The sequence below is a fragment of the Micromonospora sp. AMSO1212t genome (assembly GCF_008868145.1).
GTDB lineage: Bacteria > Actinomycetota > Actinomycetes > Mycobacteriales > Micromonosporaceae > Micromonospora > Micromonospora tulbaghiae.
In genome coordinates this window covers 36,387-58,816 of sequence record NZ_WBKS01000015.1, presented here as the reverse complement: position 1 = coordinate 58,816, position 22,430 = coordinate 36,387, and the positions used below count along the sequence as shown (strand labels likewise).

The following is a 22,430-nucleotide window of genomic DNA, read 5'->3' as shown; positions in this document are numbered from 1 at the left end:
CCGGCCTGACCGTGGGCGTCAGGCCGTTCGCCGACCCGGCCGCTCCGTTCCCCCATCGGCCGGGTCGGCCTCCTCCGCAGGCGGGCTCTCACCCGCCTGCGGAGGAGGGGTCACCTCACCCCTGCGGGAAGTAGGTGCCGTAGTCGGCGTACGCCATGGCGATGTCCGCCTGCGCCCAGAACCGGTGGTAGTTGAAGACCGGCTCGGGACCGCCGTCCAGGTACGCCTGCACCTTCGGCCAGTCCGGGTCGTTCTTGTAGAACGAGCGGATGTCCAGGAAGCTCTTGCCCGGGGCGATCGCGTCGCCGTTGGGCATCTTCCCGGTCCAGCCGTTGGGGACGTAGAGACCCTGGCCGTCGGCGGCGTTGTAGACGTCGTCGAAGCGCTTGTAGTCGCCGCGCTTCTCCGGCGTCGAGACGCCCTTGCTGTCGGCGGACGCGGAGAGCGCGTCCAGCAGGCCCTTGGCGGTGTCCTTCGCCGCGGTGTTGCCGGACTTGGCCGCGTACGCGATGAGCGTGCGGGCGTAGGCGCCGGCGACGCCGACGTCCTGGCCCTTGACCGTCACCTCGACGTGCAGGTTGGTGTTCGGCTGCGGGCTGCTCGGGTTCCAGTTGGCCGGCTGGCCCGTCCACTTCATGTCCGACGGGATCGACCAGTTGGTGCCGACAGTGGTGTTGGCGATCGCCCACGGCACCCACTTGTCCAGCAGCGCCTTGGCCTTCGCGTTGCCGGTCTCCAGGTACAGCTCGGCGATGCGCTGCATCGACCAGGCCTGCATGCCGAACCACTGGTTCGACGGCGGGTCGTTGTAGACCGGGTCGACGTCGTAGAACATGCCGTAGAAGGTGGCGGTGCCGGCCGGCGGCTGGGCGTAGCTGCCGTCCCAGCTGTTGGTGGCGCCACCGGCGATGCCGCCCTCGGCGGACTGGAGCCAGGTGTAGAACTCCAGCTGCCGGTCGAGGCTCTTCTGCCAGTCGGAGACCGCGGTCGGCGACTTCGGCTTCAGCTCCGCGACGTTGGTCATGGCCCAGGCCGCGAACGGGTTCTGGTAGCCGAAGTGGCTGTGGCTGGAGCCGATCCGCCACGACCAGTTCTGCGAGGTGTCGTACGCGCCACCCCAGGCGTAGTACCAGGAGAGCAGGTAGTGCGCCGAGTCACGGCCGCTGGCGGCCGGGCAGGTGGACGCCCCGACACAGTTGCCGATCTTCTTGAAGTACTTGTCGAACAGCGCGTAGCGCAGGTAGTCGCCCATCTTGGCGGCCTTCGCCACGGTGGCCGCCACGTCGGCCTGCTTGCCCTGCGCCTTGGCCCAGGTCAGCGCCCAGTAGGCGGCCTGGACGGCACGCGCGTCGGCGTCCGGGGCGTTCGTGTACTTCCACTGCTTCGCCGGGGCGCTGGACTCCTTGACGAACAGGTCCAGGTAGCCGTTGGGGCCGCCGTGCTTGAACGTGTCGCAGGACGGCTGCGGCACGGTCTCCCACACCGACTCCTGGGTGCCCCGCTGGAAGGTGTTGATGTACGCGGGCCGGGTGGTGCCGTCGCCGCAGCGGCCGAAGCCGTAGGTGTTGTCCACGTCGAGCAGCCAGTGCATGCCGTAGATGTCACCGGTGCCGTAGGTGGACTGCAGCTCCGAGCGCAGCGGGTCCTGGCCGACCGGGACGCTGGCCTCCAGCGCCGACGGGTACTGGCTGGGCAGGTTGTGCTCGGCGGCGTACTGCGGGGTGCCGGGCGAGCCGGCCGTCGCCTGGTCTGAATGATTCGGAATAATATATTTTTCCATCACCGTCCAGGCGTTGTTGAACGGGGCCCAGTTCTGGGTGACCCGGCCGTACTGCGCCTCCAGCCAGAGCCAGAAGCTGAACGCCTCCGAGGTGGTCTCGTGGCCGTGGTCGGGCGCCTCGACGATGAGCGTCTCGATCGAGTGGTACGGCACGCCCTCGGGGCTGAAGTAGCCCGAGTTCTTGATCTTGCCGTACTGGTCGAGGAACTTCTTGATGTAGGCGTTGTCGCCGCCGGGGGTGTCGTTGTCCGCCTCGGTGGCGACGACGGAGATCGGGGCGTAGCCGGTGGCCGACGCGGTGATCGTGGCGGTGCCGCCGACCGTGTCGGAGTCCTCCGCGGCGGAGACCGTGGCGGTGACGCCGGTGCTCCAGTTGCTCGAGGTGAGCGTCAGCGTGGACGGCGAGACCGTGATGTCGCTGTCACCGGTGACGGCGAGGGTCACCGGCACGTTGGCGGTGGGGGCCGCGCTGAGCGTGTACCGGACCGTGGCGCTGCCGCCCTCGGCGACGGTGACCGCCGACGGGTTGGCGACCAGCCTCGGCCCGCTCGCCGCGGTCACCGTGAACGACTTCTCCGAGACGGCGGTGCCGCCGGCGTTGTCGTACGCCTTGGCCTGCACTGTGTAGCTGCCGGCCGGCAGGTCCAGCAGGTCGTAGCCGTACGGCGCGGTGGTGTCGGTGTTGACCAGCAGGCCGTTGCGGTAGAACTCGACCTTGCTGATGGTGCCGTCGGCGTCGCTGGCGGTCGCGGTCAGCGGGACGTCCGCCGGCGCCTCGAACGGGCCGGACGGCACGCTCAGGGAGACCGTCGGCGGCTGGTTGGTCTGCGCGCCGTTGCAGGCGACCCCGTTGAGGGTGAACGCGGTGGGCTTCGGGTTGCTGCCGCTGAAGCTGCCGTTGAAGCCGATGCTGGTGGACGCGCCGGCGGGCAGGCTGCCGTTCCACGACTCGTTCGTCGCGGTGACCTCGCTGCCGGACTGGCTCCACCGGGCCGACCAGCCCTGAACCACGCGCTGGCTGCTGTTCGGGAAGGCGAACTTCAGCGACCAGTTGTTCAGCGCGTCGCCCAGGTTCTTGATGGTGACGTTGGCGGTGAACCCGTTGTTCCAGTCGGTCGTCGCATAGGTCACGTCGCAGGCGGGTGCGGCCTGCGCGGCGCCCGCGGGCAGGGCCACCCCGCCTATGACGAGGGCGGTGGCGGCGACCATCGCCGTGCGGCGACGTCTGGCCAGAAGTCTCATGTGGGCGGTGTCTCCTCGGACCGGGCCGGGACCGTGGGCCCCGGCGGGGCGCCTCCACGCGCCGACATGGCGTACGCGGGGGGACGGAGGCGTCCGGAAAGGTGGTCGTCCCGGCCGTGCCGGGGATCGGGGCGCCGCACCGGTTCGTCACCGGGTGCCCTCGGCGGCCCGCGCTCGCGTTCACTGGCTCCGCGTGGCGTGACGAGAGTGTGACATGGAAGCGCTCCCACCACAACGGCCAGCGCAGATACGCGCTTCCATGTTTCGATCTCGTTTAGGGGCTTTTCCAAACCCGTGACGAGCGTTACAGTCGCAGCATCGCCGATGGGAGCGCTTCCATCGACGGAGATGCAAGTACTGGATCGCCGGGTACACCCGTGCCCGGCGCGTCGGCCAGAGGCCGACGGCGGACCAGCCCGGACGCCGCCGTCGGCCGCCACCCGCCAGACGGAGGGAGGTGGAACCAGAGCCACTCGCGTGGCCCGGCTCCCGCGCGACGCGCACGACGGACGCCAATTCCACTTCGTGCGTGTGTGCACCATCGGTGGGGACGGGGGTTGCCCTCCCCCGTCCCCACACTAAACCCCCGTTGTCGACGGCAAAAGAGGCCGACGGGACAGGCGTGTCACGCCACCCGGACGGCCTTTCTCGCTATCCACCCCACCCCTCGCCGCTCACGCCGCCGCGAGCGACGTTCCCGAGCGACGCCCCCGCCACCCACTTCCGGCCGCCCGCCGGCCGCGCCGCACCTCGCCGCGACCGCCGGATCGGGGCCGGCCGCTCCCTGGCTATGATGGGAGCGCTCCCGGCCCAGGCGGCCCGTCACTCCGAGGAGAAACCTCATGTCGTTACTCACCCGACGGCGCCTGCTCCGCCGCGCCGCCCTGTCCGCGACCGCGGCCGGCGCGGCCCGGACCGGGCTCGCCGGCGCCACCGCGGCCGGGATCGCCACGTCGACCGTCGCGCTCGGCGGCTGCGACAGCCCGCCCGAGCGCACCACCGACCCGGAGCCGGACCGCGGGCTGCGTTTCCCGGACGGCTTCGCCTGGGGGGCGGCGACCTCGGCGTACCAGATCGAGGGGGCCGCGAAGGAGGACGGGCGGGGTGAGTCCGTCTGGGACACCTTCAGCCACACGCCGGGCCGGATCCGCAACGGTGACACCGGCGACGTCGCGGCCGACCACTACCACCGGTACGCGCAGGATCTGGACCTGATGCGCGAGCTGGGGCTGCGCAGCTACCGGTTCTCCATCTCCTGGCCCCGCATCCAGGCCGACGGCGCCGGCCGCCCGAACCAGCGCGGCCTCGACTTCTACCGCCGCCTGCTGGACGGGCTGCACGAGCGCGGCATCGCGCCGATGGCCACGCTGTTCCACTGGGATCTCCCCCAGGCCCTCCAGGACGCCGGCGGCTGGGAGAACCGGGACACCGCCGAGCGCTTCGCCGAGTACGCCGACGTGGTGTTCCGCGCCCTCGGCGACCGGGTGCCGGTCTGGCTGACCGTCAACGAGCCGAAGACGGTGGTGCAGAACGGCTACATCTGGGGCCACCACGCGCCGGGCTTCCAGGACGAGGAGGCGGCGTACCTGGTCGCCCACCACCTCCAGCTCGCCCACGGCCTCGCCGTGCGGGCGCTGCGCGCCTCCGGCGTCACCGGCCGGATCGGCCCGGCGCTCAACCTGCACCCCTGCTACCCGGCCGACGACTCCGCCGAGTCGGCCACCGCGACCCGCCTCTACGACGGGTACGAGAACCGCCTCTACCTCGACTCGATCTTCAAGGGCGCGTACCCGCAGGATGTGCTGGACGACCTCGGCCCGGACAGCCGGATGGTCCGCGGCGTCCGCGACGGCGATCTGAAGATCATTTCCAGCCCGGTCGACCTCCTCGCCGTGCAGTACTACACGCCGATCTACGTCACCGCCGACGGCGGCACGGTCCGCAAGTGGCCCACCTCCGAGGCGGAGTGGCAGCAGATCTACCCGGAGGGCATGTACGACATCCTGACCCGGGTCACCCGCGACTACGGCCGGGTGCCGATCACCATCACCGAGAACGGCCTGCCCTGCCCGGACGTGCCCGGCGCGGACGGCAACGTCGACGACACCGGGCGGGTCACCTTCCTGCGCGACCACTTCGCCGCCGCCCACCGGGCCATCGGCGACGGGGTGCCGCTGGAGAGCTACCACGTCTGGTCGCTGCTGGACAACTTCGAGTGGGCCGAGGGATACGAGCAGCGCTGGGGCCTGGTCTACGTCGACTACGCCAGCCAGCGGCGGGTGCTCAAGCGCAGCGCCCACTGGTACCGCGACGTGATCCGCCGCAACGGCCTGTAGGCGACGGTGCCCGGCCGGCGCGATGCCGGCCGGGCACCGGCCCGCCTCAGCGCGGCAGCGCCTGCTGGAGTTCGGCGCGCAACGCCGGCGTGAGCATCTCGCCCGCCTGCTTGGCCAGCCGCGCCATCTCGTAGCCGACCACGCCGATGTCGGCGTCCGCCCCGGCCAGCGTGGCCAGGATCGAGCCGTCCCGGATCTGCATCACCAGGAAGTAGCCGCGCCCCATCTCCACCACGGTCTGCTTGACGACGTCACCGTCGAACATCTGGGCCGCGCCCGCGGTGATGCTCATCAGGCCGGAGGTCACCGCGGCGAGCTTGTCCGCGTGGTCCCGGGGCAGATGCGCCGAGATCGCCACCAGGAGCCCGTCGGAGGACACCACCACCGCGTGCGCCACCCCCGGAACCCGCTCGGCGAACGCGGTCACCAGCCAGCTCAGGTCGCGTGCCTCCTGGCTCAACGTCGTCACTGTCGTCGTCCTCCTTCATCGCGCGGCAGGTACATCTCGGTGGTCTCCTCGGCCTCGGCCCGCCGCACCCCGCTGTAGAGGCGCGACAGCATGCCGCCGACCGCCTCCGGGTCCGGCTCGTGCCGCACCACCGGACGGTCGGCCGGGGCAGCCGAGGTGAGCTGGGCCATCGGCACGCGTACCGGCAGGCCCCGCTCGTTCGTCCCTCCGGTCACCGGCGTCGCCGCCGGCGCCGGCGTCACACCCAGCGCCGACGCGGCCGGACCCTGCCGGCTGAACCACCCGCCGCCCGCCGCGCCGGCGTCCGGCGTGAGCACGTCCTCGGCCCGTCCCGGGCGGGGACGCGGCGCGGTCACCGGCGCGGCGGGCGGCGCCGGCGCACCGGCATCCGTCCCGTCACCCAGCGGCCGCCCGGTCAGCGGGGACATCGGCAGCGCCGCGGGCCGGCCCGGCGCCGGCCGCCATCCGGCCACCGGCAGTTCGGCGGTCGCCGCGGCGAGCGCACCGGAGGCGGTGACCGGACCGGTCAGCATCGGCTGCTCCGTCCCGCGCCCGAGCCGGGCCGGCACCGGCTGGCCCGCCTCCGGCGCGGGTGCCTCGGCCAGCAGCTCGACCGGGATCCGCACCCGGGCCACCAGGCCCTCCCGGCCGGAGCTCAACCACACCCGTACGCCGTGCCGGGCGCCGAGGTGGCTCACCACGAACAGGCCCATCCGTTCCGAGGCCGACACGTCGGCGGCCGGCGGCTCGGCGAGCACCGCGTTCGCCTCGGCCAGCGCCGACGGGCTCATGCCCAGCCCCTCGTCGACGATCTGCACGAGCGCGCCCCGGCCGTCCGGCTCGACGAGCACCCGCACCGCGGTGTCCGGGCGGGAGAAGGCGGTGGCGTTCTCCAGCAACTCCGCGAACAGGTGCACCAGGTCGCCCACCGCGTGCCCGACGACGTGCAGGTCGGTCCGGTTCTCGTGGCGCACCCGCTGGTACTGCTCGATCTCCGCGCTCGCGGCGAGCAGCACCGCGCCCAGACCCACCGGGCGGTTCCACCGACGGGTCGACTCGGTGCCGGCCAGCACCAGCAGGCTCTCGTCGTTGCGTCGCATACGGGCGGCCAGGTGGTCGAGCTTGAACAGGTTCTCCAGCTGGTCCGGGTCGCTCTCCTCGCGTTCGAGGTCGTCGAGCAGCTCCAGCTGCCGCTCGACGAGCACCTGGCTGCGCCGGGCGAGGTTGACGAACATGGCGTTGACGTTGCGCCGCATCATCGCCTGCTCGACCGCCACGTCGACGGCGCTGCGGTGCACCGCCACGAACGCCTCTGCCAGCTCGCCGATCTCGTCCTGCGAGTCGATCACCGAGGGCGGCACGTCGATCGCGCCGACCGGGCGGTCCACGGTGCGCAGCCGTTCCAGCGTCAGCGGCAGGTCCACCTGCGCGATCCGCAGCGCCTGACCGCGCAGCTGCCGCATGGCGCGGGCCACCGACCGGCCGACCAGCAGTGAGATCAGCACCGCCACCAGGAGCACCGTGGCGATCGCGCCGGCCACCAGCAGCGTGTCGCGCAGCTGACGGGCGCTGGCGTCGTCGGCCTGGCGTACCGCGTCGGCGACGATCTCGCTCTCCAGCTGGCGGAACAGCTCCTGCCGCTGCTCGCTGGCCGCCCACCACTGGGTCGCGTCGAGCAGGGCCGGCTTCGCGTCGCCGCCGCCGGGCAGCGTCCGCTCCTCCATCCGGGTGGCGGCGACGAAGGCCGGGTCGACAGACGTGCGGTCGTAGCGGCGGATCTGGTCGGCGGTCGCCGCGACCCGGAACGCGCCGAGCGCGGTGAGCTGCTGGGCCCGCAGGTCGCTGAGTGTCACCTGGTCGTCCGGCTCGTACCGGCCGGACCGGGCGGCGGCGTAGAGCTCCGCGCGGATCCGCGAGGACAGCTCCTTGACCCGGGACAGCTGCGCGTACCGCAGCACCGCCTCGGTCAGCTCCTGCCGGCCGCCGCCGGGGGACGGCTCGGCCAGCAGGCTCAGCAGCGCCGCGATCGACCGGTGGTAGTTGCCCAGCACGGTGTCGCTGGAGAGCACCGCCGGCGCCACCGCCGCCCGGATGTTCACCACCTGGTCGTACGCCTCGAGCGCCTCGGAGTAGGAGACCCGCCAGGCGGCGTCGGCGTCGGCCAGCGGCGCGGCCGCGGCGCGCAGCTCGCCCATCGCCCGGTCGGTGGCCTCCTGAAGCGGTTTGAGCGCGGCGACCGCGGCGTCGCGGTCGGCGCCGGTGCCGGCGCGGCGCAGCGCGGCCAGTTCGCCCGCCGTGCGGTCCCGCTCGTGCTGGAGCCGGTCGACGGCGGTGGAGATCTGCCGGCCGATGCCGACCTGCTCGGCGAAGGCGCTCAGCGTGGTGGTCTGCCCGACCAGACCCCGGGTCTGGATGCCGGCCAGGACGAGGAACGCCAGTGAGGGGATCACCAGCACCGTGGCGAGCTTGGTGCCCATCCGCCAGTCCCGCAGCCGGAACCCGGAGCGCCGCCGGTGCGGCTGAGGGGCCGCGCCGCGAACCGGGTCGGGACCTGCGCCCACGGTTGCCTCCTCGTCCCGCCCCACCACGTCGGGGAGCGGAGTCCATCCAATCAGGCCGTCGGTCGGTGTCAACGGCCGCCCGGACGGCATGACCAGGACGGTCAGCACCGCGGGTGGACGGTCACGCGTGCGAGGCGGCCTCGCCCGTCCGGCCGATCCCGGCGATCTCGTCCGCCTCCGCGACCCGGCCGAGCGCGACGAGCGCGGCGCCGGTCGCACCGATCTCCGGGTTGCGTTGCCAGCACACCCGGCGGGGAGCGAGCACGTCGAGGAACGCCCCGCGCCACCACGGCGAGGCGGTCAGCGCCCCACCGCCGAGGACCACCTCCATCGGCTCGCCGATACCGGCCTCCAGCAGCGTCAGGTCGTCGGCGACGAGCCGGCACAGTCCGCCCATCAGCCCGGCCAGGATGTCCACGGCCGTGGTGCCGAAGCTGAGTCCGCGCAGCTCCCCGGAGCCCGCCGGGGCGACACCCGGCGGCCGGTCGCCGCCGAAGCGGGGATTCGCACGCACCGAACCGGCGACGCGGTCCAGCGCCGCCTCCAGCTCCGATCCCTCCGGCAGCCGCAGCTCCCGCGCCGCCCAGGCGAACAGGTTGCCGCCGCTGGAGTACGCCGCGCCGGTCACCACGTGGTTGTGGTCGACCCGGTACCGCCAGAGCTGCTCGGGCAGCGGCGGCGGCTCCGCGCCGGCCGGCACGGCCTGGATCATGCGGACCGCCGCGGAGGTGCCGACGGTCACCGCCGCGCGGGTCGGGTCGACGCAGCCCGAGCCGACGTTGGCGGCCGCGCCGTCGCCCACCGGCGCCGCCCACCGCGCGCCCGCCAGCTGCGGCCAGCGCCGCGCGTACGCCGCGTTCAGCCGGCCGTGCCAGCCGTCCGGGGCCAGCGGCAGCAACTGATCCGGGCGTACGCCGGCCAGCTCGCACGCCTCCGGATCCCAGTCCATGCGCCGCAGGTCGAGCAGCCCGGTGCCGGAGGCCAGCGAGATCGACATCGGCGCCTCGTCGAGCAGCGTGCCGAGCGCGTAGTCGGCGAGCCCGGTGAAGCGTGCGCACCGGTCGACGCGCTCGCGCAGCCAGGGCAGCCGCACCGACCAGTAGCAGCGGTGCCACCAGGTGCCGGTACGCCTGTGGAAGTCCGCCGGGTCGGCCGGGCCGGTCGCTCCGGCCGGCGGCTCCGGCCGGGTGTCCAGCCAGGTCAGCACCGGCCCCGACGGTGTGCCGTCGGGCGCCAACGGCAGCACCGAGTGCCACTGCGCGGAGGTGGCCACGAGGTCCACGTCCCGCAGGTGCCCACCGGCGGCCAGCTCGTCCAGGCACTCCACCAGGCACGCCAGATAGGCCTGGCCGTCGAGCGTCCCGCTGCCGTCGTCCCCGGTGACCAGGTGCACCCGGCGCCGGGCCAGCGCGCCCGGGCGCGGCACGGCGTCCGCGTCGAGCACCAGGCCGCGCACCGAGGAGGTGCCCAGATCCAGAGCGAGAATGTCCATCGCCGGTCAACCTACCCGGCGCGACCGGCGGCCACGCCAAGATCCGTACCCGGTGCCGCGCGATCGGGTTCCACGGTGCCGGTCGATCGCGTACAGTGACCGTCATGCCCGCGCACCTGTCCTGCTGGTGGCCCGCCGACCCGGCGGCCCACCCCCGCGCGTAGCTTCCCCACGCGGCCGCCCGACGAGGCGGCCGCCGGTCTCCCCCGGCATCCCGGGTCGCCTTCACCGGCGGCCACCCGGCCCACCGAGGAGACCCGATGACCCGCCTGTCCGACCCGCTCGCCGCCGTCGCGGCCGGCCGCGACCCCGGCCCGTTCGCGCTCGTCCGCCGCGAGGGCGCCGACCACGTCGACCTGTTCACCGGCCCGGTACGCACCGCCGACGAGCTGGCCGACCTGCCGCTGCCCGAGGGCGCCGGTCCGCACACGCTGGCCCTGGTGCCGTTCCGGCAGGTCACCGAACGCGGTTTCGAGTGCGTCGACGACGGCCTGCCGCTGGAGTTCCTGGCGGTCAAGGCGCATCGGCGGATACCCCTGGCCGAACTGCTCGACGACCTGCCCGACGCCGAGGTGCGCACCCGCGACGCCGGCTTCGACATCGCCGACGACGAGTACGCGGCGATCGTGGAACGGGTGCTGGCCGACGAGATCGGCCGGGGCGAGGGGGCGAACTTCGTCATCCACCGCACCATGCTCGCCACCGTGCAGGGCGACCCGCTGGCCGCGGCCCTGGCCGCGCTGCGCCGGCTGCTGCTGCGCGAGCGGGGCGCGTACTGGACGTTCCTGGTGCACACCGGCACCCGGATCCTGGTCGGCGCCAGCCCGGAGCGGCACGTCAGCGTCGCCGACGGGCTGGTCGAGATGAACCCGATCAGCGGCACGTTCCGGCACCGGGGCGAGACCGTCGACCGCTCCGCGCTGCTGCGCTTCCTGCAGGACCCGAAGGAGGTGGAGGAGCTGTACATGGTGCTGGACGAGGAGCTGAAGATGATGGCCGTGGTCGCCGAGCACGGCGGCCAGGTGGTCGGGCCGTACCTGAAGGAGATGGCGCACCTGGCGCACACCGAGTACCTGCTGGCCGGGCGCTGCTCCCGGGACGTGCGCGACGTGCTGCGGGAGACCATGTTCGCGCCCACGGTCACCGGCAGCCCGATGGAGAACGCCTGCCGGGTGATCGCCCGGCACGAGCGCACCGGCCGGCGCTACTACGCCGGGGTGCTCGCCCTGCTGGGCCGCGACGAGCAGGGCCGGCAGACGCTCGACGCGCCGATCCTGATCCGTACCGCCGAGATCTCCCCCGAGGGCGCGCTACGGGTGCCGGTCGGCGCCACGCTGGTCCGGCACTCCACCACCGCCGGGGAGGTGGCCGAGACGCACGCGAAGGCGGCCGGTGTGCTGGCCGCGCTGGGTCTCGGCCCGGACGCGCCGCGCTCCGCGACCGAGCCGGTCGTCCGGTACGCCGACGACCCCGAGGTACGCGCCGCGCTGGCCGCCCGCAACGCCCCGCTGGCCCGGTTCTGGCTGGAGCAGCGGGAGCCGGGCGCGATCGCGCTGCGCGGGCTGGCCGGGCGCCGGGCGCTGATCGTCGACGGCGAGGACACGTTCACCGGCATGCTGGCCCACCAGCTCGGCGCGCTGGGCCTGGCGGTGACCCGGCGGGACTGGCCGGACCCGGGCCCGCTGGACGGCTACGACCTGGTGGTGGTCGGCCCCGGCCCGGGTGACCCGCGGGACACGGCCGCGCCGAAGATGGCGGCGCTGCGGGCACTGCTGACCGAGTTGCTCGCGTCCGGCCGGCCGACGCTCGCCGTGTGCCTGGGCCACCAGTTGCTCGCCGGGCTGCTGGGCCTGCCGCTGCACCGCCGCGACGCGCCGTACCAGGGGTTGCCGCGGGACGTGCCGGTGTTCGGGACGACCCGCCGGGTCGGGTTCTACGCCAGCTTCACCGCGCTCGCCGGCGCCGACCGGGTGGCCGGTCCGTACGGCCCGGTCGAGGTGTCCCGCGACCCGGCCGACGGCGCGGTGCACGCGCTGCGCGGCGCGGGCTTCGCCGGGGTGCAGTTCCACCCCGAGTCGGTGCTGAGCCAGGACGGCACGAGGGTCCTGGCGGACCTGCTCGGGCACCTGCTGGACCGGCCGGCGCTGAGCGCGCATGGAGCGGCCGATCGCGGGTAGGGCACTGGCGACCGGTGGTCCGGACGGGTTCGAGAGCCCTCGTCCGGCCACCGGTCGCCAGTCGGGTCAGCCGGCCATGCCCCGCTTCAGCGCGGCGCCCATCAGCACGGCCCGCTTGGCGGTCAGCGCGGTGGCGGACAGTGCCACCTGGTCCGGGGCGACCTCCCCGTTGTTGCTGGTGTGCGACGCGCCGTACGGGTTGCCGGCGACGAACTGGCTCGGGTCGGTGTAGCCGGGGGTCACCACGATGCCACCCCAGTGGTAGAAGACCGTGTACAGCGACAGCAGAGTCGCCTCCTGTCCGCCGTGCGACGTGGCGGTCGAGGTGAACCCGCTGTAGACCTTGTCCGCGAGCGCGCCAGCGGCCCAGAGCGGGCCGGTGGTGTCGATGAACTGCTTGAGCTGGGCGGCGATCATGCCGTACCGGGTCGGCGAACCCATGATGATCACGTCGGCCCACGACAGGTCGTCCGGCTGCGCCTCCATCACGTCCTGGGTCTCCAGCCGGTGCGCCTGCCAGCCGGAGTTGGAGCGGATCGCCTCGTCGGGCGCCAGCTCACGTACCTTGCGCAGACGCACCTCGGCGCCGGCCTCCCCCGCCGCCTCGACCGCCGCCTGCGCCATCTGGTAGGTGATGCCGGTCGCGCTGTAATAGATCACCGCGACCTTGACCTGGCCATCCATCAGACGTTCCCTCCTCGTCTCGGGTCAGCTCCGGCGACTACCCGTTACTTGTTCCGTCAAACTCAGGGCGTGGCATGCTCTCCGGGTGGAGATCCGCACCGCCACGCCCGCCGACTGGCCGCTGATCTGGCCGTTCCTGCGCGAGATCGTGGCGGCCGGCGAGACGTACACCTGGCCCCGCGACGTGACGGAGGAGCAGGCCAGCAGGCTCTGGATGCCGCCGGCGCCGGCGCGGACGGTGGTCGCGGTGGCGCCGGACGGCGCGGTGCTCGGCTCGGCCAAGCTGGCGCCCAACCAGAGCGGCCCCGGCGACCACGTGGCGAACGCCTCGTTCATGGTCGCCCCGGCCGCCGCCGGGCGCGGCGTCGGCCGGGCGCTGGCCGCGCACCTGCTCGACGCGGCCCGGGCCGACGGCTACCGGGCCATGCAGTTCAACGCCGTGGTGGCCACCAACACCCGGGCGGTCGAGCTGTGGCGGTCGCTGGGCTTCGAGGTGATCGGCCGGGTGCCGGAGGGCTTCCGGCACCCCACCCGGGGGTACGTCGATCTGCTCGTCATGCACCGGCGCCTCGACTGAGTGAGGCTCAAGATTTGCGCAAGTTCCGCGCGAAAACGCTTTCTCGGCCCAGCTCAACGGGGATCCTGGTCGAATCGGCGCCGGCCATGTCGGCCGCCCCGCGCCGGGAACCTGAACGGGGGATCGCGCTCCGTCGGCAGCGCGGCCGGCGCAGCGCGATCAGGGGCGATGTCGTACCCCGGGCTTAGGCTGACGCCCGTGACCGTACGCCTCAGCCGCGCCGAGGCGCTCGCGCTGCGCATGACCGGGCTGTTGCTGCGCCCGCACCCCACCGCCCGCCCCGAGGGCGTCGCCGACGTGGTCGAGTGGTTCGGCGCCATGCAGGCACAGGACGCCGCGAGCGGGCTGTGGTCGCTCGGCGTACGCCTGCCCGGCGCCACCCAGGACGACGTGCGCGCGGCGCTGGAGCGACGCGAGGCGCTGCGCACCTGGCCGATGCGCGGCACCGTGCACCTGGTCCCGGCGCGCGACGCGCGGTGGATGCTGGAGCTGACCGGCGTGCGGACGCTCGCCGGGATCGCCGGCCGGTGGCGGCAGCTCGGGCTGACCGTCGACGACGGTGAACGGGCCTGCGACGTGCTGGGTGCGGCGCTGACCGGCGGCGGCCGGCTCACCCGCGCCGAGTGCCTGGCCGCGCTGCGCGCCGCCGGGCTGGACACGGACGGCCAGCGCGGCTACCACCTGCTCTGGTACGCCAGCCAGCGCGGCGTCGCCTGCATCGCCCCGCACGTCGGCACGGAGCAGACGTTCGCCCTGCTCGACGAGTGGGCGCCCGACCCGCACCGCCCGGAGCGCGACGAGGCGCTGGCGTTGCTGGCGCACCGCTACGTGCGCGGCCACGGGCCGGTGACCCGGCACGAGCTGGCCCGGTGGACGGGCCTGACCGTCACCGACGCGACGCGGGCGATCACACTGGCCGGTGACCTGCTCGCCCCGGTCGAGGTCGACGGCGAGCCCGCGGTGGTCGACGCCGCGCTGCTCGACGCGCCCCGCGCCCCGGTCGACGACCTGCACACGCTGCCCGGCTTCGACGAATACCTGCTCGGCTTCAAGGACCGGTCGCTGATGCTCGACCCGGCGCACGCCGCCGCGGTGGTCCCCGGCAACAACGGGATGTTCCGGTCGACCGTGGTGCGCGGCGGGCGCGTGGTCGGCACCTGGACGCGGACGCTGGGCGCGAGGGCGGTGACCGTGAAGGTGCAGCAGCTCGTGCCGTTCGACGCCGCGTTGCGTGAGCGGGTGGAGGCGGCCCTGACCGGGTACGCCCGCTTCCTCGGGCTGGAGCTGCGCCACTCCTGGTGACAGCGCGGGCACCCGGGCGCGAGCAGACCGAAGGGCCGGCGGCGCGCACCGCCACCGGCCCTTCGCCCGCATCCCGGGGTCAGTCGGCGAGCGCTCCGGCGGAGCGGCCCTCGTGCAGCGTCAGGTTGCGGCCGCTGCCCGGGTCGAACAGGTGGATCTTCTCCAGGTTGAACCACACCCGGCGCGACTCGCCCTCGCGTACCGGCGACTCCGCCGACAGCCGGGTGACCAGGTTCGACCCGGCACCGGCGAAGTCCGCCGCACCGGTGTCCGCGGCCAGCTCCTCCAGCTCGGCGGCGGTGGCCCGCTCCCCCTCGACGGTGAAGTAGACGTACTTGTCCGAGCCCATCGACTCGACGATGTCGACCGGCGCCTCGAACTCCATGCCCCGGCGGCGGGTCTCGTCGTCGATCAGCGCAGCGTCCTCGAAGTGCTCCGGGCGGATGCCCAGGATCAGCTCCCGGGGCGCGTCGCCGCCTTCCAGCTCGCGGCGGATCCGGTCGCCGACCGGCACGTCACCGAGCGCCGTCCGCAGCCGGCCGTCCTCCACGACGGCGTGCACGAAGTTCATCGAGGGCGAGCCGATGAACCCGGCGACGAAGAGGTTGCGCGGGTGGTCGTACAGCTCCTGCGGCGGCCCGACCTGCTGCACCGCGCCGCCCCGCATGATGACCACCCGGTCGCCGAGCGTCATCGCCTCGGTCTGGTCGTGGGTGACGTAGACGGTGGTGGTGCCGAGCTGCTTCTGCAGCCGGGACACCACTGTGCGCATCTGCACCCGCAGCTTCGCGTCCAGGTTCGACAGCGGCTCGTCCATCAGGAACGCCTTGGGCTGGCGGACGATGGCCCGTCCCATCGCCACCCGCTGCCGCTGGCCGCCGGAGAGGTTGGCCGGTCTGCGGTCCAGCAGCGCGGTCAGCTCCAGCACCTTCGCCGCCTCGTCGACCTTCTGGTTGATGGTCTCCTTGTCCATCTTCGCCAGCCGCAGCGGGAACGCCATGTTCTCCCGGACGGTCATGTTCGGGTAGAGCGCGTACGACTGGAAGACCATCGCGATGTCGCGGTCCCGGGGCGCCTTGTCGTTGACCCGCTCGCCGCCGATGCGCAGCTCACCGGAGCTGATGTCCTCCAGCCCGGCGATCATGTTGAGCGTGGTGGACTTCCCGCAGCCGGACGGGCCGACCAGGATCACGAACTCGCCGTCGGCGATCTCCAGGTCGACGTCCTGTACGGCGGTGGTCCCGTCCGGGAACCGCTTGCTCACCTTGTCCAGCACGATGTCGGCCATTGCTACCACCTATCCCTTGACTGCGCCGGAGGTCAGACCGGAGACGATGCGGCGCTGGAAGAAGAGCACGAACAGGATGATCGGCACGGTGATCACCACGGCGGCGGCGCAGATCGCTCCGGTGGGGTCCTCGAACTGCGACTCACCGGTGAAGAACTGCAGGGCCACCGGGACCGTGCGGGACCGCTCGGTCGAGGTGAGCGTGATCGCGAACAGGAAGTCGTTCCAGCAGAAGATGAAGACCAGGATGGCCGTGGTGAACACGCCGGGCGCGGCCAGCGGCGCGATCACCCGCCGGAACGCCTGTCCCTGGGTGGCGCCGTCCATCTTCGCCGCCTTCTCCAGGTCCCACGGGATCTGCTTGAAGAACGCCGACAGCGTGTAGATCGCCAGCGGCAGCGCGAACGTGATGTACGGCAGGATCAGCCCGGGCCAGGTGTCGAACAACCCGAGCTGCCGTTCGATCTCGAACAGCGGCGACACCAGCGACACCTGCGGGAACATCGCGATCAGCAGTGAGACGCCGACCAGCAGCTTCTTGCCCGGGAAGTCGAGCCGGGAGATCGCGTACGCGGCCATCGTCCCGAGCACCACCGCGATCGCGGTGGCGATCAGCGCGATGCCGATGGAGTTGACCAGGGCGCGGACGAACTGGTCGGTGTCGAAAATGGTCCGGTAGTTGTCCAGCGTCCACTCCCGCGGCCAGAACTTGCCGTCGGTGAGCGTGGCCGGCGTCTTGAACGACAGCGAGGCGATCCAGAGGACGGGGACCAGCGCGAAGACGACGACCACGACGTCCAGCAGGCCCCAGCGCAGCTTCGCCCGCGTGGTGGTTTCCACTGCCATGTCAGCGCCTCTCCCCATCGTCGCTGCCGGGGGCAGCGGTGCCGAACAGCTTCACGAACACGAAGGCGATGATCGCCACGGTGATGAAGATCAGCACCGACATCGTGGAGCCGATGCCGAGGTTCAGGCCCCGGATCAGGTTGTTGTAGGCGAGCATCGACACCGACGACGTCTCGTTGCCGCCGTTGGTGAGCACGAAGATGTTGTCGAAGACCCGGAACGCGTCGAGCGTGCGGAACAGCAGCGCGACCAGGATGGCCGGCTTCATCACCGGCAGCATCACCTTGGTGAACCGCTGCCACGCCGTCGCGCCGTCGGTGGAGGCCGCCTTGAGCAGGTCCTCCGGCACCAGGGCCAGCCCGGCCATCAGCAGCAGCGCCATGAACGGGGTGGTCTTCCAGATCTCGGCCAGCATGATGATCGCCAGCGAGCTGGCCCGCTCGGTGAGCGGGGCGCTGCCGTCGAACAGGTTCGCCAGGTAGCCGGTGCCCGGCGTCCAGGCGTACCGCCAGGAGAACGCCGCGACCACGGTGACGATGCCGTACGGGATCAGCGCGGCGGTGCGGACGATGCCCCGGCCGACGAGCGTCCGGTGCATGATCAGCGCCAGGCCCATGCCGAGCACCAGTTCGACCGCGACGGTCACCACGGTGATCAGCGCGGTGACCCCGAACGCGGTCCACCAGAAGTCGTTCGTCAGCACGGTGACGTAGTTCTCCAGCCCGACGAACTCCCGCTCGTCGGGGAAGCGCAGGTCGAAGCGCTGCAGCGACAGCCAGACCGAGTACAGGATCGGGTACGCGGTGACCAGCACCATGACCAGCGCGGCCGGCGCGCACAGCAGCCAGCCGAGGCGCCGCTCGGCGCGCTTGTTGTCGCTCAGCGGGGCACGGGAGCCGCGCCGGGACCGCTGTTCCGGTACGGCGGCGTGCCGGCCGCCGGGTTGTTCGGCCTCGGCCTCGGCGGCGGCCTGCGCGCCGGCCGGGGTGGCGTTCACGCTCATGGCAGAACTCCCTTGGACTCCAGCGCGTCCGAGATCGCCTTGCGCAGCTCGTCAGCGGTCTGCTCGGGCCGGATCGCCGACGGCGGCGACAGGATCGCCGACATCACCGTGGAGATGCTCTGGTACGCCGGGGTCAGCGGACGCACCGCGGGCTCCTTGAGCTCCTCCAGGATGGTCTCCTTCATCGGGTACGCCTCGGTCATCTCCGGGTCGTCGTAGACGGCCTCGATGGTGGGCGGCACGCCGTCGTTGACGGCGGAGAACTTCTGGTTCTCGGCGTTGCGCAGGCAGCGGGCCACCTCGAACGCCTCCTCCGGGTGCTTCGAGTAGCTGCTGACCGCCAGGTTGACCCCGCCGATGGTGACCTTGCTGGGGGTGCCCGGCTCGACGCCCGGCACCCGGGCCCACTTCACGTTCTTCGCCAGTTCGGGGTTTGCCTCCTGGAGCGCCGGATAGACGAACGGCCAGTTCACCTGGAACGCGCCCTTGCCGGACTGGAACTCCAGCCGCACCGGGTCCTCCAGCGCGTTGCTGAACGACGGCGAGGTCACGCCCGACGTGGCGAACTTCTTGAGCTGGTCGAGCGCGCGCACCGCGCCGGCGTCCATCTCCGCCTTCTTGCCGTCGTCACTGAGGATCTTGCCGCCGGCGCTCTCGGCGAGCGTGTTGTAGAGGACCACGAGGCCCTCGTACTGGGCGCCCATGGTGAGCACCTGGTACGGCTTGCCCTGCTCCTTGAGCTGCTGGGCGGCGGAGATCATCTCGTCCCAGGTCTTCGGCGCCTGCGACACCAGGTCGGACCGGTACCACAGCAGCTGCACGTTGGTGTTCTTGGGCGCGGCGTAGAGCTTGTCCTCGTACCGGGCGGTGTCCAGCGGGCCGGCCAGCGTGCCCTGCTCGACCTCGGCCTTGTCCTGGCCGGTCCACTCCCGGATCCACTTCGCGCTGGCGAACTCCTGGGTCCACGTGACGTCCAGGCCGAGCACGTCCATCCCGCTGTCCTGCGCGGCGAGCCGCCGCACCATCTGCACCCGCTGCTCGTCGGCCTCGCGCGGCAGCACCCGGTAGTCGATCCGGTACCGCCCCTGCGCCTGCGTGTTGCAGGTGTCGACGACCTTCTGCAGGTTCTGCTCCGGCGGGTAGTACAGGTTGATCGTGGGGACGCCGCCGTCGCCGCCGGATCCGCAGGCGGCCAGCGGGGCCACCAGCGCGAGCGCGGCGGCCGCTGCCGCCGCGCGTCCGGCCGGCCGCCGTGCGGCCGTGTCGGGGACTCTCGTCATCACCCTCCCCCTCTCTTCGGCGAAGAACCGGGGAGTGACCCGCGCCCCGGTGCACGGCGAGACGACCGGGGCATCGGCCCGATCGCCCGACGCCCCGGGCGTGTCGTGCGGCTGAACGTGCCCGACCTGCGACGGAGCGAAACATCACGGACATGTGACGGTGACGGCACGAACCGGTCCGGACGACCGACAGCTCGTCCCACGTAGTGAAACGGCGAGGCTACCCAGCGTCAGCGGTCTGCACTAGCGTGGGACTGGCTCCGTAGCCGGCGCGTCGCCGTCGACGCCGATGCGCCTCCGGCCGTCCCCCATCGCCCGCCCGATCGGTTGGTTCTGACGGGAAGTGCCGTGCGCCCGTTCCCCGGTTGGGCAGGATTCCCCCGAGGAGGTGCCGTCGTGCAGGACACCCGCGCTCTCGCCCTGACGTTCGAGGTGAGCGGCCTGCCCCCGGTCAAGACCGAGGCCCTGTCCATCTTCGCTGCCGGGCACCGGCAGGCGACGAGGGTCCGCACCCTGCTCCAGGCCGCCTGCACGGCGGCCCAGCGCACCGGGTGGACCCCGCTGACCGGGCCGGTCGAGGTGGACCTGACCCTGCGCTGTCCGCCCGGGCACCGTACCTCCGACGCCAGCACGCTGCTGGGCGGCGTGTGCGCGGTGCTCCAGGACAAGAAGCGGGTCTCCACCATCGGTCTCGCCCACCTCGGGGTGCTGGTCGACGTCGCGCTCTGGGCCGACGACCGGCAGATCCGCCGGCTGTCGTACGTCGAGGAGCCGGCGGAGGAGTTCTCGTATCTGGTCCGGGTGTCGGCCGTACCGACGCTGGTTTGACCGACGTCCGCGGTGGGGTACCGCGGACGCCGAGGAAGGGAGTGCCGATGTCGGAGCCACATGTCACGCTCGATCCGAGCGGGCTCGACCCTGTGCAGCAGAAGCTGCGCGGCCCGCTGGAGGATCAGCTGACTTCGGCCCTGCAGGCGGCCGCCGACCGGGTCCGCGCCGGCTACGCGGGGGAGCCGGTGGAGGACGTCTGCCGTCGGTTGCTCGACGAGACCCGCTCCGGCCTGCACCCGGACATCGCGGCCGGGTTCCAGCCGGACATGGACGAGTTCTGCCGGGTGGCGGTGGCGATCGTGCGGGGCGAGCTGACCTGAGCCGGCGCCGGCACGGGAATTGAGTACGCGTACCGATGGCGGGCCCGCCCGGGGCGACGAGAATTCTCCCGTGCGAACTCGAATCATGATCGTTCTTGCCGTGCTCGGGCTGGCCGGGCTGATGGCGACCACCGGCTGTTCCCTGCGGCAGAGCGTCTGCGGCGGTGACGAGTACCCGGTGATCGCGGTCGGCCCGCAGGGCGGCAGCGCGTGCGTGCCGGACGGGGAGGAACCGACGCCGCCGTACGTGCGCTACCCGGAGGGCAAGGTGCCGAAGCACGTCGACGACGAGTGGGACGTCTACTGGCGCACCCACGGCATCGACGAGAACAACAACATCATCGACCGCTGACGCGGGCCCGCCTCAGCTCCGGCGCACGTCGACCGAGACGACGTGGGTGCCGTCCGGGCGGTCGCCCTCCCCCAGCCGCACCGGCAGCCGGCCGCCCTCGGGCGGCCGCAGGCCGAGCCCGAATCTGAGGTGTCCCTCGAAGTCGCCGGCCACGGCCCACCCACGCAGCGTCGGGAAGCGGATCGCCGCCGGTGGCAGGTCAGCCGTCCCGCCGCCGCGGGCGTCGTGCGCCTGGGCCGGGTCGAACCGCACCGACAGGTACGCCGTGCCGGGCAGCGCGACCGGCGCGCCCCGCCCCTCGGTCACCACCTGCGGCACGTAGGCGACCTCGTAGGACGGGGTGGGTCCGCGGAAGGCGAACGTGATCCGGCTGAACCCCTCCGCCGGATGGTCCCCGACGTCGACCGCCACCAGGACGGGCAGCGGTTCACCGGGCGGCGGGGTGACCGGCACCCGTACCCGGTGGGCCACCCGGACCGGCCCGCCGGGCACCGCCCAGCCCCAGGTGACGTGCCAGGAGCCGGCGGTCGACGCGGCCTCGGTCGGCACGGGCGGGGTGGGCGTGGCTTCCGGCGCCTCGGTCGCGGCCGACGGCGACGCCGCCGCGACCGTCGGGGTGGGCGCCGGGGACGCGCCGTCGTGGCCGGTCGCCGTGCAGGCCGCCGCGAGCAGCACGACCAGGCCGGCGAGCAGCGGTACGCGCTGATGTGTCATGACTCAGTGTCGCTCCGTGACCGGCCCGCGCACCAGAGGCGTCCCACCCGGAATCCGTCAGGCGGTGAAGGGGGGCCGGACGGGTCAGGACCGGGTCCGCAACTCCCCGGCCCTGACCCCGGCCGTCCGGTTGGGTAGCGGTCTGCGCCGCGGGAACGCGGCAGGCGTGGCACGACGCCTTCCGCCGGGCTCCGCACGGCGAGCCGGTCTGCCCGCACTCAGCTCCACGGTGCTCTTACCACCGGACTCCGGTGCGCCCCCGTCTCACCCCGACGAGGCGTGGGCGCCGGCTCAGGTTAGGCGCGTCCGCGCAGGCCGGACAAGCGATGACCGGCGACTGCGCTTGTGATTGATGTCTATGCGGAATTGCGGCATGTCGGCGTAACGGGGTCAGCCGGTTTCGCGCTGTTCGACTTCGAGACGCGGACTGCGCCCGGCCGGCCGCGGCGGGACGCTCCGGGCCGCCACGGCCCCGGCGACGAGCGCCAGCGCGACCACGTGCAGCGCCCGTACGCCCGCCGGGGCGGGCACGCCGGCTGCCGGCAGCGCGGGCATCACCAGCGCACCGAGCCCGGTGACCGCCAGCGCCACCCGCCAGAACACGTTCGGGTTCGCCTCCGGCGCCGGTTCGCGTACGCCGTCGGTCCGCAGGCCGCGACGGGCCTCGTGCACGGCCAGGACGACAACCAGCAGCCCGCCGCCGAGCCCGGCCACCGCGTCCGCGAACTGGTACCAGTACACGCCGGTCAGGGCGTGGAAGTCGGCGACGCCGAGCAGCCGGGGCAGCCGCTCGCTGTCACTGACCCGGTCCCATGCCACGTGGCTGAAGGCGCCGATGAGCGCCGAGCAGACGGTGACCTGCCAGGGGTGGCGGACCCGGGCCAGCGTCGCGTACCAGGGCCAGCCGAACAAGCGCTGCGCGGGCAGGTGCACCGCGATGCCGGCGACCACGCGGCGCACCACCCAGGCGTACCCCAGGGCGACCGGCAGGCACCACCAGAGCAGGCCGCCGAGCGTGTGCGTCCGCAGGTCCAGCGCCAGCGACGTGCCGGTGAAGAGGTACGCGACGTCCGGTGCCACCGCCCCGGTGCACAGCGCCACCCCGTCGAACCAGCCGGGGCGCCACAGTTTCAGCGGCAGCACCGGCGCCAGGTGCGACGGGAAGGTCAGCGGCAC

General features: G+C 72.8%; 18 protein-coding genes. 7 read left to right on the top strand and 11 right to left on the bottom strand.

Translation table 11 applies throughout. The features are described from left to right. Positions 1–115: 115 nt before the first annotated feature. A complete protein-coding gene (locus F8279_RS06945; RefSeq protein WP_192580644.1) occupies positions 116–3,013 on the bottom strand; it encodes a glycoside hydrolase family 48 protein in 2,898 nt (965 codons plus the stop codon). 851 nt (positions 3,014–3,864) lie between these two features. Here F8279_RS06945 and F8279_RS06940 point away from each other — a divergent pair. Further along, on the top strand, positions 3,865–5,358 hold the full coding sequence (locus F8279_RS06940) for a GH1 family beta-glucosidase (RefSeq protein WP_151499415.1): 1,494 nt from the start codon (positions 3,865–3,867) through the stop codon (positions 5,356–5,358). A gap of 46 nt (positions 5,359–5,404) precedes the next feature. Here F8279_RS06940 and F8279_RS06935 read toward each other — a convergent pair whose 3' ends face one another. From F8279_RS06935 to F8279_RS06925, 3 genes are all read right to left on the bottom strand, one after another. Beyond that, positions 5,405–5,818, bottom strand: a complete 414-nt coding sequence (locus F8279_RS06935; RefSeq protein WP_198937722.1) for a roadblock/LC7 domain-containing protein — start codon at positions 5,816–5,818, stop codon at positions 5,405–5,407. A gap of 5 nt (positions 5,819–5,823) precedes the next feature. After that, entirely contained in the window at positions 5,824–8,388 is a 2,565-nt protein-coding gene (locus F8279_RS06930; RefSeq protein WP_225853165.1) for a nitrate- and nitrite sensing domain-containing protein, read from the bottom strand. A 121-nt stretch (positions 8,389–8,509) separates the two neighbouring features. Continuing rightward, the gene (locus tag F8279_RS06925; protein ID WP_091427538.1) at positions 8,510–9,880 is read right to left on the bottom strand and encodes an FGGY family carbohydrate kinase; all 1,371 of its coding nucleotides are present in this window, start codon (positions 9,878–9,880) and stop codon (positions 8,510–8,512) included. Between the two features lie 260 nt (positions 9,881–10,140). Here F8279_RS06925 and F8279_RS06920 point away from each other — a divergent pair, with 260 nt between their 5' ends. Continuing rightward, complete coding sequence (locus tag F8279_RS06920) at positions 10,141–12,057, top strand: chorismate-binding protein (protein WP_151499414.1); 1,917 nt, start codon at positions 10,141–10,143, stop codon at positions 12,055–12,057. A gap of 66 nt (positions 12,058–12,123) precedes the next feature. Here the strand turns inward: F8279_RS06920 and wrbA are convergent, their stop codons facing one another. Then, positions 12,124–12,741 carry an NAD(P)H:quinone oxidoreductase gene (gene wrbA, locus F8279_RS06915; RefSeq protein ID WP_151499413.1) on the bottom strand — a complete coding sequence of 206 codons (618 nt, stop codon included), beginning with the start codon at positions 12,739–12,741 and terminating at the stop codon, positions 12,124–12,126. 85 nt (positions 12,742–12,826) lie between these two features. On the opposite strand from wrbA, the gene F8279_RS06910 reads away from it, so the two are divergent. Together F8279_RS06910 and F8279_RS06905 are read left to right on the top strand one after the other, a co-directional pair. Then, positions 12,827–13,318 (top strand): GNAT family N-acetyltransferase, encoded by a 492-nt coding sequence (locus F8279_RS06910; protein ID WP_151499412.1) that lies wholly within the window; start codon positions 12,827–12,829, stop codon positions 13,316–13,318. Positions 13,319–13,516: 198 nt separating this feature from the next. Then, complete coding sequence (locus F8279_RS06905; RefSeq protein ID WP_151499411.1) at positions 13,517–14,620, top strand: winged helix DNA-binding domain-containing protein; 1,104 nt, start codon at positions 13,517–13,519, stop codon at positions 14,618–14,620. A gap of 79 nt (positions 14,621–14,699) precedes the next feature. On the opposite strand, the gene F8279_RS06900 is transcribed toward F8279_RS06905, so the two are convergent. From F8279_RS06900 to F8279_RS06885, 4 genes are read right to left on the bottom strand one after another with little or no spacing between them, the layout of a single operon-like run. Further along, a complete protein-coding gene (locus F8279_RS06900) occupies positions 14,700–15,908 on the bottom strand; it encodes an ABC transporter ATP-binding protein (protein WP_013287307.1) in 1,209 nt (402 codons plus the stop codon). Positions 15,909–15,917: 9 nt separating this feature from the next. Continuing rightward, positions 15,918–16,754, bottom strand: coding sequence for a carbohydrate ABC transporter permease (locus F8279_RS06895; protein WP_013287308.1), 837 nt, complete (start codon positions 16,752–16,754; stop codon positions 15,918–15,920). 1 nt (position 16,755) lies between these two features. Continuing rightward, the gene (locus F8279_RS06890; protein WP_091427526.1) at positions 16,756–17,757 is read right to left on the bottom strand and encodes a carbohydrate ABC transporter permease; all 1,002 of its coding nucleotides are present in this window, start codon (positions 17,755–17,757) and stop codon (positions 16,756–16,758) included. Then, positions 17,754–19,037 (bottom strand): ABC transporter substrate-binding protein, encoded by a 1,284-nt coding sequence (locus F8279_RS06885; RefSeq protein ID WP_091427524.1) that lies wholly within the window; start codon positions 19,035–19,037, stop codon positions 17,754–17,756. Before F8279_RS06885 ends, F8279_RS06890 begins: the two co-directional genes overlap by 4 nt. 396 nt (positions 19,038–19,433) lie before the next feature. Between F8279_RS06885 and F8279_RS06880 the strand changes: the two genes are divergently transcribed. The 3 genes from F8279_RS06880 (at position 19,434) to F8279_RS06870 (ending at position 20,540) form a co-directional block, all read left to right on the top strand. Next, on the top strand, positions 19,434–19,865 hold the full coding sequence (locus tag F8279_RS06880; RefSeq protein WP_091427520.1) for a hypothetical protein: 432 nt from the start codon (positions 19,434–19,436) through the stop codon (positions 19,863–19,865). A gap of 47 nt (positions 19,866–19,912) precedes the next feature. Continuing rightward, positions 19,913–20,188 (top strand): hypothetical protein, encoded by a 276-nt coding sequence (locus tag F8279_RS06875; protein WP_013287312.1) that lies wholly within the window; start codon positions 19,913–19,915, stop codon positions 20,186–20,188. A 70-nt stretch (positions 20,189–20,258) separates the two neighbouring features. Continuing rightward, positions 20,259–20,540, top strand: a complete 282-nt coding sequence (locus F8279_RS06870; RefSeq protein ID WP_225853164.1) for an SCO0607 family lipoprotein — start codon at positions 20,259–20,261, stop codon at positions 20,538–20,540. Between the two features lie 12 nt (positions 20,541–20,552). Here the strand turns inward: F8279_RS06870 and F8279_RS06865 are convergent, their stop codons facing one another. Continuing rightward, the gene (locus tag F8279_RS06865) at positions 20,553–21,254 is read right to left on the bottom strand and encodes a hypothetical protein (protein WP_091427515.1); all 702 of its coding nucleotides are present in this window, start codon (positions 21,252–21,254) and stop codon (positions 20,553–20,555) included. A 390-nt stretch (positions 21,255–21,644) separates the two neighbouring features. After that, the gene (locus tag F8279_RS06860) at positions 21,645–22,430 is read right to left on the bottom strand and encodes a DUF4184 family protein (protein ID WP_091427512.1); all 786 of its coding nucleotides are present in this window, start codon (positions 22,428–22,430) and stop codon (positions 21,645–21,647) included.